Below are 13,382 nucleotides of genomic sequence, written 5' to 3'. Positions count from 1 at the left end.
CTTTTGTCTACACTCTGAAGCCTGTTCCTTTCTTAGGAACAGGCTTTTAATTGTTAACAATCACCGTGCTTATTTAAATGCAATGGCGGCGGGATTAGCCAGCCTTTCTCCTTATTTAGACGGAGTACTTTTGCCCCTAGTGCAGCCTTTTGGTTGTGCATTTGTAGATATAACATGGCTACGTCTTCCCTAATAGATTTCCCAATCACTTGGCTGCAAAGTACAAGTCCTGCAGCAATATCTGCTGAAAGTGTTGCGGCAATAGCTGGATCTGGGATTCTAGCCCCAACCGGAATATCCTCCAAACATGCCTCTGGCGGCTCCGGTGCTGCCGGCGGTAAACCAATACCATTTTCTTTTAAGAGTTCTTCCACTTGTTTCTTATCATGCTGGCAATTATCAACTGCTTCTAGTAATAATTTTTTTAAATCATCATCACCTGCATGGTTAATCATGGTTTGATATCCTGCAATCATACCATTTCCTGCCAATAATGATGCCCAAAGGTCAAACGCTTCACCGTAGTGTAATGGTTCCTCTTTAGGATTTCCACTTAAAATTCCCATTGTTGCCCTCCTTAGTAGATAGGAAAATGAATTCATTTAAAGTGCCACCTTTCTTAAAGCACATAAATATCCTTCCCAATATTAATTAAATGATTCTAAAGTTATCGGTTCGCAGAAAGAATTTGTTTTATAGTTAACTGAATAAACTTCCATTTTTATGGAAAAATATATCTTACATCCAGGAAGTACAACATTGAAAATGGTCTGGGAAATATGTTCCCAGACCTCGCAATTACCATTTAACCAATCAAAACTATATTAACTCTTTTGAACTTGATCCACTTGATTGTTTCCATATCCAGGGACACTGCCCGCATGCTCTTTATGATATTTAGTCCCTGAACCCTGTTGGTATTTGCCTTTTTGATTCTCATTTCTGTTTGGTTGTTGATTTGACATAAATACCTACCTCCAAAGTTGAAGAAGGTGAGCATGTCTCTATTGCCCATCCTTCTATTTACTAACGACGATGTTCGATAAGGTCATATACTCCCAAAACGATGTGAGCTAATCCGAAACCAAAAACGGTATTGGCAATCATTTTATTTGTCCCACGTTTTTGTTTTAAAGCATACCCAGTCGCGGTTACAGCTGAGCCTAATGCAGTTGGTATTAAACCTTCACGAATATTCATGGATAATCCCCCTACATCGAAGTTAGATAATGGTGTCAATTCACCATTTTTAGTGTTGCCTCAAAGGATACATCTATGCTTATTCTAGGTGTTTTAAATTTCTTAAAGATACTACCATTTATGTGAAATATTCTAATTTTGCATTTGGGAAAAACTTTTCCATATATCCGTAAAGATGAGTTTTTAAATCTTCTTCTTCTTCTTTTTGATAAATGTATTTGCCAATTCCATATTTCCCCCATTTATATCTTCGTTTTTCTTCATCCAATTCTAATTTTGTCATCGGATAGTTTTTTTCAATTACTTTTTTAGCCGGTTTGGTAAAACGGTGTTGAATAAATTCGAAGGTTAGGTCCTCCTTAGCCTCCGAAGGCAATTCTGCTTGCAAACGTTCAAACATATGTTTATACCCTTCCTCCCACCCCTCATGCAGGTAAATGGGAGCAACGATAAACCCAAGCGGGTACCCTGCTCTTGCGACTTTTCCTGCCGCCTCAATCCTTTTCTCCAATGGCGAGGTCCCTGGCTCAAAGTTCTTAATGACATAATCGGCGTTAACACTAAATCGAAATCTTGTTTTCCCATTATGTTGCGCATCAAGGAGATGATCCACATGATGAAACTTAGTTACAAATCTAAGTTTTCCAAGTTCTGATTTACCAAAATGCTCAATAGCTCTTTTTAACGTATGGGTTAAGTGATCAATCCCCACAATATCGGACGTACAGGAGGCTTCAAACCTAGTCGTCTCCGGAGCCCGCTCCTCCATGTATTTATCGGCAGCTTCCAGAATCTCCTCGACATTCACGTATGTACGGATATATGGTTTACTGCCCATTGTTGTTTGTAAATAACAATAATGACAATGCCCCATACACCCAGTCGCAAATGGAATGGCATACTCAGCCGAAGGCTTAGAAGTATCGAATTTCAGTGTTTTTCTAATACCAACCACCAGTGTTGACTTAGCAACTCGATATCTTTGGAAATCATTGTCACCGGGCAAATTTCTAACTTGATTATGGGATGTGGTATAACGGATTTCGACATCCATCTTTTGAAACTTTTCTAGAAGTTCTTGTCCTAATGGATAGTCCAATGCATCTGGTTCAAAATAAACCAATTTAGGTGTGAAAGGGTTATTCATTCCAACCTCCCATCTGACGCACTGCCATAATAGTATTCAAAGGCTTGATTTGCCTCTTCTTCAGTAGAATATACCGCCATATCATTGGAGAGCGGGTAATAGGTTTCGTACAAAAATAACGCCAATTCATTAGGCTGTTCAGGATTATTGACAACCGCTGCTGCTTGAATGTTTGCAACATCCTGCGTATGGGGATTTCGGTAAAAAACATAAACGATATCACCAGCATGGTAATTTTGGTTTTCCATTCCATCACCTTTTCTTCTTCGCAATTAACCATTTGTAACTCATTATTAAAATTTTCCCTTTTCGCAGCTAATATTATGTTTTCTTGATAATGGAAATTAACCATCGATTAGTATAGGTTAGTTAATTATGAAGAAATTAATATTGACTTTTAAAAAAGGAGCAGAATCAATGAACGATCAAAATTTAAAAGAAAAGGTTATCAAAATTATCTCTGATCACAAAACCGGTGTCCTCTCATCAGTTGAAAATAATAAGCCCCATTCACGCTATATGACGTTCTACAATGATGACCTTACCCTGTATACACCTACAAAAAAGGATACTGAAAAAATTGAAGAAATAGAGAAGAACTCATCCGTCTCTGTCTTATTAGGTTATGAAAAGAATGGACAAAGCGACGCCTATGTAGAAATCATTGGAACGTCAAGCATTAATGACTCACAAAATCTAAAAAAGCAATATTGGGATGAATCATTCAATCAATGGTTCGAAGGCCCAGAAGATCCGAACTATGTGTTTCTTCAAATCGTGCCTGAAACTGTCCGGCTTCTAAATCTTCATGGTGAACCGCCACAAGAGATTACAGTATAAAACCATTTGATAATTTCAAATCTCAGTTAATGAACCTCTTCCCTGTTGAAGAGGTTTTACTGCCGAGTATAATACAATCTGAAGAGAATACTATCCTAAAGCGTGCATGAAGGGGAGTATCCATGAAAACGATTAAGCCAATTAAATTAGGTTCATACAAAGAAGAGACTAGTGAAAATTTAACTTCTGCAGAAATGGGGAAACTATGGGCTACCTATATGGGAAACAGCATGTCAACATGCATTTTAAGTTATTATCTCCAACATGTGGAAGATAAGGATATTAAAACGTTATTAGAAAATGCATTAAAGCTAAGCCTAGAATTTATGAATACAACGAAAGGAATTTTTGAAAAGGAGAACTACCCTATTCCTAAAGGTTTTGGGGATGAGGACGTTAACCTAGGAGCTCCACGTTTATTTCAAGATCAGTACTTTGTTCATTATCTGAAATACGCTGGAAAAGCAGGTATGAGTATCTATAACGTTGCAATTCCTCTTGTCATTAGAAAGGATGTTAAAGAATTCTTTAGGTACTGTATGGATGCCACAATGGACTTAATGGAGCAGATCAATGAAATATTAATGAATAAGGGATTTATTATGAAACCTCCTTTAATTCCAATACCTGAAAAGGTGGAATTTGTTCATAAGGACTTTTTAAATGGTTTCTTGGGTCATGTGCGTTCACTACATGCATTAGAAATTGCTCACCTTTACGACAATATTGAAAATAATGTAACAAGCAAGGCACTCATTCTGTCATTTGCACAAGTGGTAAAGGATGAAAAGATTCGAAAATTGTTTGAGTGGGGCAGAGATATGACCTCATTAAGCGTCGAACACTATATGCAAAAGCTACATCATGAAAATTTACCTGCCCCTTCTTTTTTAGACGATTTGGTGACAGCATCAACTTATTCACCATTTTCAGATAAATTAATGCTATTCCATAAAATGGATATGTTTTCCATGAAAATAAGAGCATTTGGTAATTCAGCTGCAGTTAACGGAAGACATGATATTGGACTAATGTATTCCAAGTCGTTAATGAAAATTGCACAATTTGTTGAAGAGGCAGCAAAAATTTTTGTTGAAAAAGGCTGGATGGAACAACCTCCGCATGCCGTGGATAGAAAAAAATTATCATCTAATTGAGGTAAAACAAATGTGAATCCAAAAGAAAAATTATTATGGAGCATTGCTTTCCCAGGTTTTGGTCAATTGCTTAATGGGAAGTATGTAAAAGGTATTCTCTTTATCTTTTTAGAATTTATGATAAACAACCGCTCACATTTTAACGAAGTAATCATGCTTAGTTTTAATGGGGAAATTGAAAAAACATTTCTTCGCACTGAATTCCAATGGCTGATGTTTTATCCTTGTGTTTATTTTTTTGCCATGTGGGATGCATATAAAGATGCAGGTGGAGACAAAGAACCTTATTCATTTCTGCCATTTGTGCTTTCAGCCTATTTTGTCACTGTGGGGCTGATGCTTTCAGCGAAAATAAAGGTATCCGGGATGCTGCTGGGAACAGTCTGGTTTCCGATGTTATGTGTGATCCCTGGGGTTTTTATAGGGATATTAATTAAAAAAGTATTAAGAAGAGAATAAAGCTTGGCGAATGCCAAGCTTTCATTTATATAATTACGAACACAATTGTTTTTTTGCCTATTTCAACAGAAAAGAAGAGCCATCAATGATGTCAACATCCCCTCGAGCTCTTATTTCCTCCATTAAATGAAAAAGAGCCTCATCTTTTCTTTTAGCTTCAATCATACAATAAATTTGTTTGATGCTCCCTTTTATTTCTTTTAAGAAATCAAAGAACATTTTATTGTCAACATAATCCGAATGGTGACGAAATTCTTTTTGGCTTTTTGGACTTGAAATATGCATTTTTATCGGTAGCGGAGAATACTTCCATGTATGAAGGATCCGCTCCCAATTCACCTCCCAGTTTGGATTCTCATGATGGGCAAGGTGATGATGATAATCGAAAACGAGCGGTATATCTAATTTTTCACATAAATAAAGAGTATCTTCAAGGGTAAAGGAAGTATCATCATTTTCAAGCATGATCATTTTTTGAATCGATCTAGGTACGGACATCCAATTATCAACAAAACGTTCCAGTGATGTTTCGGTTTCTTTATAGTTCCCGCCAACATGCATAACGCAGCGGTGAGTTGGGTCAATCCCCATCCCCTTTAATAATAAATAATGCAGCTTTAAGGTCTTGATTGAATTCTTTAAGATGTTGTCCTGCTGGGAATTAAGTAAAACAAAATGATCTGGATGGAAATCAACTCTCATCCTATGCTTTCTGACAAAATCACCAACTTCATGCAAACTTCTTTTTAGTGGTTTCATATAATCCCAATCAAGCAGTTCTTCATGATTGGCTAAAGGGATTAATCGAGAGGTTAACCGATAAAAATGAATGTCTGAAGCGGCATTATGCTTAAGGATCCGTAAAGTATTATGCAAATTTTCAAGTGATATTCGCTCTAATTTGCGAATTGCAGCCTCCCGATCATCAATTTTCTGGAATTGAGCGAATGTCATTGTTTTGGAAGGAGAAGCGTTTTTCAGTTCCATGCTCATAGCTACATAACCGAGACGTACAATTGTCATTTGTTCACCTCATCAATGGGTTTAGAGAAAAATAGCCTGTTCCATATGGAACAGGCTGTTAATATTAAACTTCCCTTTTTTCTAATTCGCACTCTAAAACATTAGAGAAATCTGACCAATTTACAATTCGCGGTAAATCCAAATCTCGATTATAGGATTGATCTCTTACATACAGCTTTGTTGATTCTTGAAGTAGTGTATTTAGAACCGCCGGCTTATCATCGAAGTAATAATCCAGTTTTAAATTTTTGATGATGTCCACTTTTTCATGATCCTGCATGCCGTAAAAAAAACGGTTATCACGGATGGGAAAGCCCCTTTCCTTCATCCATTCCATTGTCTGGTCCCTGTACCCCTTTGGCCTTGAGGTAATGTAATAGATCTCATGCCCTTGTTTATCAAGTTGCTGCAGCGTTTCAACCGCTTCAGGATAAGGCGGGCAGGAGGTAAAATAAATTTCTTCCAATGATCGCTTCCACATTTCCTTCCCCTGTTCATCCGTTAACCCAAAAGGCTCATGGATCTCAACTCTTTTCAGTTCGTGGAAATGGTCAATCGGTACCTTCTGATTCAATTTTTTATTATAAAGATGGAAAGCGTGCTCCCTTAAATTTATTAACGTATCGTCAATATCAAAGCCGAATTTCATATTAATTACCCCTCATATATGGTAAAGCGGATAGCCGATAAATTTAAAATCCGGCCCGATTTTGGTAAAGGATCCATCCGAAAGCTCGACAGCCTCGCTCATTTTTTCAAATCCTTCCCCCTCCAAGAAGGTTGGGGCATGCTTTCCGCCGATTAGTTTAGGTGCAAAATAAAGGACCACTTTATCAATGAGTTGATTTTCTAAAAAAGATGCGTTGATTGTTCCCCCGCCCTCAATTAATAAAGAAGAAACTAAATTTTCTCCCAGTATATGTACAACATCATTAGGATCGACATGTTTGGATCCGCTGGTTTTAAAAACTTTTATTCCTAAAGATAATAATGCCGCTTCCTTTTCCTTATCATAATTCTTACTTGTAAAAATCCATGTTTCTGCCTGCTTATCGGTGACAACTTTAGATTCTAAAGGTATTTTTAATGCGGAATCCATTATGACACGGATTGGGTTGCGTCCATTTGGAATCCTTGTTGTCAACTCAGGATTATCCTTAATGACGGTATTGGCACCGACTAGAATCGCCATATTTTCATTTCTAAGGTGATGGACATCTTTTCTGGCTTCTTCTGAAGTAATCCATTTACTGTGGGAAGTGTGAGTTGCGATTTTTCCATCCAAGGTAATTCCTGATTTCAAAGTTACAAATGGCTTTTTCTTTACAATGAATTTATTAAATACCTCATTCATTTGTTGGGATTCCTTTTCACGAACCCCGATTATGACTTCAATTCCAGCATCCTCAAGAATTTTAACACCATTTCCGGCAACAATGGGATTAGGATCAAGTGTTGCAATCACTACTCGTTTAAGGCCTGCCTCTACAATGGCAACGGCACAAGGACCTGTTCGTCCATGATGGGAACAAGGCTCCAGAGTTACATAAATGGTACCTCCCTTGGCTTTTTCGCCCGCCATCCTGAGGGCATGAATTTCCGCATGCGGTTCACCGGCCTTTAAATGGGCTCCGATTCCAACCACTCGGTTATCATTGACAATAACAGAACCGACCAATGGATTTGGATCTGTCTGTCCTTTCATGGCCCTTGCATTTTGCAGGGCCAAATCCATATAGAATTCATGACTAGTCATTTGGGCAAGACCCCTCTTCTTCTTTTAAATGACCGGAGCGATTAATTTTTGTCTGAAGGTATTTTTCATTATACTCAGATACATCTCCCCATAATGGCCTTCTCCCTGAAACAGGTAAACCGGAATTCTTTAAGGCATCTAATTTTTTGGGATTGTTTGTCATAAGGGTAACTGGCTTGGAACGTAAGGCTTTAAGAACTTGGATGGCATCGCTGTAGTTTCTAGAATCATCTACAAACCCAAGTGCTTGATTTGCTTCAACGGTATCATAGCCATTTTCCTGAAGAATATAGGCCATTGCCTTGCTGAATAGACCAATTCCTCTTCCCTCATGGTTGGCTAAATAGAATAAAGCACCTGTTCCATGTTCAACAATCATTTTCATGGATTGTTTCAATTGATACCCGCAATCGCATCTTTTACTGCCAAAAATATCGCCAGTGTGACAGATGGAATGCATCCGAATGATCGCATCATCGCCGAATTCAAAATCTCCGTAGGCAAGGACACTGGATTGCTGGAATTCCGCTAAATTGGCTGAAGAAAGTTTGTCAATAATCCTTTCAAAATCCTCGGTTACTTCGTCGCAATTTAGCCAGCAATACCATTTAAAAATCACCGTTTCACCATATAAATTAACAGGAAGCCGAATGGGTCCTACTAAATAAATCGCTCCCTTTTGGGTTTTAATTAGCTGAATTTTATCTTCTAAAACAGAAAGAACCTTTGGCTCTAATTTGGTTTGCTTCAAATGAATTCCCCCTTTTTTATTTATTATTTGTTAAAGTTTCAAAAAAACGCAAGAAATATGACTAAAAAAGAGGGTGGTTACTACTGTATGCATGCGTTCACTATAAATAAAGATAATGATGTGGAGGTTCATTTTTTGAAGAGGATTAATTTATCTGATGAACAGTATCTCTTATTAAAAAGCCTTAAATCGCTTAAAAAAGAGCTTTGGCTTAATCCAAAAATCGAGGCTTTTCAATCTGGAATTGAAAAGTCGCCGCTCACTTTTGAGGATGTGTTGGATGCAGAAGAAAGATTAAACCGTTTTGCGCCTTATATTGCCAGAGTTTTCCCTGAACGAAAGAGGCTAATGGCATTATTGAATCGCCATTAATTAGAATACCTTCGATGAAGCAAAACCTAGAAGGTGATTACGCCAAAACCATTTTAGGAGAATTACTGTTAAAATGTGATAGCCACCTGCCTTTCTCAGGATCGATAAAGGCACGAGGCGGCATTTATGAAGTCCTTAAACATGCGGAAACTTTAGCATTAACACATGGATTGTTAACGCTCAAAGATGATTATTCCATCCTTGATAGTGAGCACTTTCAAAACTTTTTCTCGCAATTTTCCATTGCTGTAGGCTCTACTGGAAATTTAGGATTGAGTATTGGCATTATCAGCGCCAAGTTAGGCTTTAACGTGACGGTACATATGTCCGCCGATGCAAAGCAATGGAAAAAAGATTTGTTACGTAGTAAAAGTGTCACAGTCATTGAATATAGTGCGGATTACAGTAAAGCGGTTGAGGAAGGACGAAAACAAGCAGAATCAGATCCTTTCTGTTATTTTGTCGATGATGAAAACTCACACGATCTTTTCTTAGGTTACTCAGTGGCTGCATTACGCCTGAAAAATCAATTGGAAAAGTTGGACGTGATCATCGATGAAAATCATCCCTTGTTCGTTTATCTTCCATGTGGTGTCGGCGGAGGGCCAGGAGGGGTCGCATTTGGTTTGAAATTAGTGTTTCAAGATCATGTCCATTGTTTCTTTGCAGAACCGACTCACTCTCCATGTATGTTACTTGGCTTAATGACAGGACTACATGATAAAATCGCTGTTCAGGATGTTGGAATTGATAATATTACGGCTGCCGATGGTCTAGCAGTGGGCAGACCTTCGGGATTTGTCGGAAAAGTCATCGAGCCGTTTTTAAGCGGCATTTATACAATTAGTGATGCACAAATGTACAAGCTATTAAAGGATTTAGTGGATACGGAGAAAATCTATTTAGAACCTTCAGCATTAGCTGGGATGATTGGTCCAATTCAATTAGGCAAAGATGGTTCGGATTATTTAAAGAAACATCATTTAACTGAAAAAATGAAAAATGCTGTTCATATCCCCTGGGCCACCGGCGGAAGCATGGTGCCAGCAGAAATTATAGAGCAATATTATCAGCTTGGTCATCAATAGGAATGAGGGTGCCCCAAAAGTATAACTTTTAGTGGCATCCTTTTTTTTTGTATGGTTCTTTTAATTTATAAGATTCAAATAAAACACCATTCACTTCGAATGGCGTTTAATGTTAGAGTTTTAGTTTTGTAATAAAAAACAATTCGTTTTGGAACATATCTAATAGATCTTCGAATTTGGAATTAATTAAATGGGGAAAAAGATTTTCGAGTGCTTCGTAGTAATCCTGGCCTAATACTTCACGGAGAATGACATATTTATTAAAAAGCAATGCTTTTTCGAAATCAATTCCCAGCTCATAAAGGCCTCTAAACAAGTCTTCCTTAGGTATTCTTTTAATTTTTCGATAAATTTTTTCGTTTTTTTCAATATATTTTTCATTTAAGTAATGGGTTACATAATCAGTATAAATCATTTGGCCAATATCATTGGTTTCTTTCTTGGAATAATTAAAGCCAATTACTCGGTCCTCTTTATTTTCACGGATGATGAAGGTTTTATTCCCTTGTAAATGGGTAATGAAATTTTTAACGCTTTTATCAAAAATTTTGTTAAATTGAATGATTTGATGCAGTTTCACCGCAAAGTCTTTGTGTTCCTCTCCGACGACAAAAAGCCGATCCACAATTGGCAAAAGCTTTAATACTCCTTCGGATAACTGGCTGGAGGCATCATAGATGATGATATCGTGTTCCTTCTTCATCTTTTTTACTTTTTGTTTTTGTTGCGACAGCGTTAGCTTGGAGAATTCATGGAGGAGATAATTCGAAGGATCCTCTTTTTCAAGAGAGCCATAAGAAATGAATGCAACCGATAAATTAGTGTTAGTTTTTAGCCAATGAAATACAGACAAAGATAATTCTGTTACGCCTGACTTTGCCTTTGGCGAATAAAAGCCAACCAAATACACTTTTCTCACCTGCCTTTTATTTTAATAGTATTCAAAGGGGAAAGAATGGGTATAGACATTCCCCCGATAACACAAAAAGAGCCGTACCGTGTCGACCCTTTTTTCTACTATAAAATTTGGTAAGTATTTGAGTAAGACCTTGGTGAAAAACTTTGTTCTGTTTGCAGTATATTTCTAAGCATTTTTAAGGACTCAATTATATAAGGACCTTTGTTTAGCATGATACAAGCAGCTTGCTTTCCATATGAAGCATCAGTCATTTCTGCACGAGATGGAATACCTGTTTTTGTTAATTTTTCTAAAACACCAGTTGCCCAAATGGCTGGGATATAAGCAGCAGAACAAATTTTCAGGATTTCATCCTGGACAATGGCCAAGTTTTCCGGTCCTACTTCTACAGCTAAATCCCCTCTTGCGATCATAATACCAAATCTTTTAAACTTTAAACCCTCAAGGATAATTCTCGCTGTCTGGTGAACGGCGTCCTTGGTTTCGATTTTTGCCACAACCGCAAGATGCATTCCATCATATCTTTTCATAGCCTCACGAAGTTTTTCCAAGTCTAGAGGAGAATGAACAAATGAAATTCCCACAATGTCGGCATGCCCGATAATAAAGGGTAAATCATGAAGGTCCTTTTCCGTTAAAGCGGGAACGTTTAAGCTTGGAAGTGAATCAGGCAGATTTACCCCCTTTCCTTCCTTTATTCGAAGCGGTTTAATAGCCGGTGATTGAATGTTAATCTCAATGTAATTCGATGTAATGTGCTGGACGACTCCCTTGATTTTACCATCATCGATAAATATCCGATCCTTTAATCTGACATTACGAAACGCTTTTTCAAGTGTAACGGGAACACCAGCAGGACCATCAGCCGAAGCAGGGTGCCCTGGCTTTTCTGGGTCAAGGTATAAACGTAAAATGTCACCTTTTATGACGGATATTTCGACTTGCTGAAGCTTTCCGATTCGCACTTTTGGACCTGCCATGTCCATGTATATTTTGCAAGTGCGATGATCATAAATCCCCTCGTCCTTTAACTTTTTTTCCGCATCTCGCAATCCTTCGATGATTTGTTTCCAAATCCCTTGATGATTGTGTGCACAGTTAATCCTGGCAATATCCATTCCGTTCAATAATAATTCTTTCATCAATTCAGGCTCGTAAATCATCTTGGCATCTAAAGTAACCATTATTGCAGAATGAAGCTGCTTCTCCCTTTTTCCAAAAAGTTCTTCAGATTTTCTTTCTGAAATTTGTTTTGCATCAATCGGTGTAGGAATAGAGAGTCTGGCAGGTGGCGCTGTTTTGACATTAAAGTGGTTTAATATTTTTTCCATCGTAAATAAAACGTGCAAATTGGAAAATTCCAAAGGTGTAAGCCCTTCTGCCGCTAATGGTATATACAATTCACGTAATTGATGTTTTCGAAGCGCTAAAAAGACAAGCAAGTTATCCCGATTTTGCTTCCCATCTTCCAATGAGAACCTTTCTAATGCCTGTTCACTTTCTTGAATCACTTGATGATAAAGATTTAATACTTTTTGAGATAGTTCTGGTTGGTTAATTGAGACATTAACCACACTCTATTCACTTCCTTTTTAACACTGAATATCCATTTATTTTATTATTCAAGGAGAAAGAAAGTGAAAAGAATGGATCAACGATTTGAAAATAATACTAAAAAATAAAAATAAAAAGGACTCATCCCTCGATGAATCCTGGCAAAAATTATGGTACAAAGACGAGTAATAACCAAAAATACAAGCAGATAAGTGTGAATACCAACGTTAGCGGAATAACCAGGATTGTCACTTTAATATATTCCATCCAGGTTATTCTAATTTTATTTTTCTTGAGGATATGCATCCAAATTAGCGTTGCTAAAGTTCCGATTGGAAGAATCAGCGACCCGACATCACTGCCAATGATATTCGCGAGGTAAACGGTTTTTATTAGGAGCGGGCTTAATCCCATATCCGTTAACGCTAAGGTTGAGATCATTAATGCGGGGTGATTGTTAAAGATGTTGGAAAGCAGTGCTGTTATCAATCCCATGGTTAAACTGGCATGCAACAAACTGCCGTTGACTAATGGTTTTAAATGGTTTATTAGAAAGCTTGAAAGGCCAATATTGTGTAAACCAAAAATGATAACATACATGCTAAAAGCAAATATCAAAATATGCCAAGGAATCTTTTTGACGACGTCCTTAGGATTGGTCTTTAAATACACCCATCTCCAGATTAATAAAATGATTGAGCCGAGTACGGCGACCAAGGATACCGATATGCCAACAAAGGATGCGGCAAATAAACTAATTCTTACAAAAAATACAAAGATCAGCATTCTAATCATGAGCTTTTGTTGTTGATTAAATAAATCTTCTCTATTATTCTGCAATGGGTGGTATCGCCGGTTTTTTTGTAAAGGGATACAGTAGGAATGGTGACCGATCTCACGGGGAATGTCTTTCTTAAATACTAGGAACAATAATAAGGAAAGAAAAAGTAATCCAATTACCCCTGGCACAAACATCATTTCTGTTTGGAGATATAGGTCCATTCCAATAATTTTTAAGGCAATTAGATTCACAATATTACTGACACCAATCGGTGCACTTGATGCTGTTGCAATTAACGCACCGCTCAACAGGAATGGTATTTTTTGTTTATTTTT

The 13,382-nt window shown here is 37.4% G+C and carries 15 protein-coding genes and 1 pseudogene (1 of these 16 cut by a window edge); 4 read left to right on the top strand and 12 right to left on the bottom strand.

The annotated features are described in order from the left end of the window. Positions 1-53: 53 nt before the first annotated feature. The 5 genes from V7161_RS22690 to V7161_RS22670 form a co-directional block, all read right to left on the bottom strand. Positions 54-566: a DUF3231 family protein gene (locus V7161_RS22690; RefSeq protein ID WP_335715116.1), complete on the bottom strand. Its 513-nt coding sequence runs from the start codon at positions 564-566 to the stop codon at positions 54-56. A 258-nt stretch (positions 567-824) separates the two neighbouring features. Continuing rightward, positions 825-965 carry a hypothetical protein gene (locus tag V7161_RS22685; RefSeq protein WP_335715115.1) on the bottom strand — a complete coding sequence of 47 codons (141 nt, stop codon included), beginning with the start codon at positions 963-965 and terminating at the stop codon, positions 825-827. 61 nt (positions 966-1,026) lie between these two features. After that, positions 1,027-1,200 carry an asparagine synthase gene (locus V7161_RS22680; protein ID WP_223590070.1) on the bottom strand — a complete coding sequence of 58 codons (174 nt, stop codon included), beginning with the start codon at positions 1,198-1,200 and terminating at the stop codon, positions 1,027-1,029. 118 nt (positions 1,201-1,318) lie between these two features. After that, positions 1,319-2,347 carry a spore photoproduct lyase gene (gene splB / locus V7161_RS22675; RefSeq protein WP_335715114.1) on the bottom strand — a complete coding sequence of 343 codons (1,029 nt, stop codon included), beginning with the start codon at positions 2,345-2,347 and terminating at the stop codon, positions 1,319-1,321. After that, a complete protein-coding gene (locus V7161_RS22670) occupies positions 2,344-2,595 on the bottom strand; it encodes a transcriptional regulator SplA domain-containing protein (RefSeq protein WP_335715113.1) in 252 nt (83 codons plus the stop codon). The genes splB and V7161_RS22670 overlap by 4 nt, the downstream gene beginning before the upstream one ends. Before the next feature lie 169 nt (positions 2,596-2,764). Between V7161_RS22670 and V7161_RS22665 the strand changes: the two genes are divergently transcribed. The 3 genes from V7161_RS22665 to V7161_RS22655 all read left to right on the top strand — a co-directional run bounded on the left by V7161_RS22665 (position 2,765) and on the right by V7161_RS22655 (position 4,803). Next, entirely contained in the window at positions 2,765-3,187 is a 423-nt protein-coding gene (locus V7161_RS22665; RefSeq protein WP_335715112.1) for a pyridoxamine 5'-phosphate oxidase family protein, read from the top strand. Between the two features lie 122 nt (positions 3,188-3,309). Further along, a complete protein-coding gene (locus V7161_RS22660) occupies positions 3,310-4,344 on the top strand; it encodes a DUF3231 family protein (protein WP_335715111.1) in 1,035 nt (344 codons plus the stop codon). Positions 4,345-4,356: 12 nt separating this feature from the next. Then, entirely contained in the window at positions 4,357-4,803 is a 447-nt protein-coding gene (locus V7161_RS22655; protein ID WP_335715110.1) for a hypothetical protein, read from the top strand. Positions 4,804-4,860: 57 nt separating this feature from the next. Here V7161_RS22655 and uvsE read toward each other — a convergent pair whose 3' ends face one another. The 4 genes from uvsE to V7161_RS22635 all read right to left on the bottom strand — a co-directional run bounded on the left by uvsE (position 4,861) and on the right by V7161_RS22635 (position 8,333). Then, a complete protein-coding gene (gene uvsE, locus V7161_RS22650; RefSeq protein ID WP_335715109.1) occupies positions 4,861-5,826 on the bottom strand; it encodes a UV DNA damage repair endonuclease UvsE in 966 nt (321 codons plus the stop codon). 64 nt (positions 5,827-5,890) lie between these two features. Then, positions 5,891-6,475, bottom strand: a complete 585-nt coding sequence (locus V7161_RS22645) for a 5' nucleotidase, NT5C type (protein ID WP_335715108.1) — start codon at positions 6,473-6,475, stop codon at positions 5,891-5,893. Between the two features lie 12 nt (positions 6,476-6,487). Beyond that, positions 6,488-7,582 (bottom strand): bifunctional diaminohydroxyphosphoribosylaminopyrimidine deaminase/5-amino-6-(5-phosphoribosylamino)uracil reductase RibD, encoded by a 1,095-nt coding sequence (gene ribD / locus V7161_RS22640; protein WP_335715107.1) that lies wholly within the window; start codon positions 7,580-7,582, stop codon positions 6,488-6,490. Continuing rightward, positions 7,575-8,333 carry a GTP cyclohydrolase II gene (locus tag V7161_RS22635; RefSeq protein WP_223590087.1) on the bottom strand — a complete coding sequence of 253 codons (759 nt, stop codon included), beginning with the start codon at positions 8,331-8,333 and terminating at the stop codon, positions 7,575-7,577. Before V7161_RS22635 ends, ribD begins: the two co-directional genes overlap by 8 nt. A gap of 135 nt (positions 8,334-8,468) precedes the next feature. Between V7161_RS22635 and V7161_RS22630 the strand changes: the two are divergent. Further along, positions 8,469-9,793, top strand: a pseudogene (locus tag V7161_RS22630) (D-serine ammonia-lyase). 112 nt (positions 9,794-9,905) lie between these two features. Here V7161_RS22630 and V7161_RS22625 read toward each other — a convergent pair. The 3 genes from V7161_RS22625 to V7161_RS22615 all read right to left on the bottom strand — a co-directional run. Beyond that, positions 9,906-10,703 (bottom strand): hypothetical protein, encoded by a 798-nt coding sequence (locus tag V7161_RS22625; protein ID WP_335715106.1) that lies wholly within the window; start codon positions 10,701-10,703, stop codon positions 9,906-9,908. Between the two features lie 107 nt (positions 10,704-10,810). After that, complete coding sequence (locus V7161_RS22620) at positions 10,811-12,286, bottom strand: pyruvate kinase (protein WP_335715105.1); 1,476 nt, start codon at positions 12,284-12,286, stop codon at positions 10,811-10,813. Positions 12,287-12,434: 148 nt separating this feature from the next. After that, on the bottom strand, positions 12,435-13,382 hold the 3' portion of the coding sequence (locus V7161_RS22615) for an arsenic transporter (RefSeq protein WP_335715104.1). It continues 396 nt past the right edge of the window; only the last 948 of its 1,344 coding nucleotides appear in the window; the start codon falls outside the window, past its right edge; its stop codon occupies positions 12,435-12,437.

It is taken from the genome of Neobacillus drentensis (assembly GCF_036965425.1).
Classification (GTDB): domain Bacteria; phylum Bacillota; class Bacilli; order Bacillales; family Cytobacillaceae; genus Neobacillus; species Neobacillus drentensis_F.
Note: the sequence above shows the minus strand (reverse complement) of the source record. Positions and strands in the feature narration are given on the sequence as shown.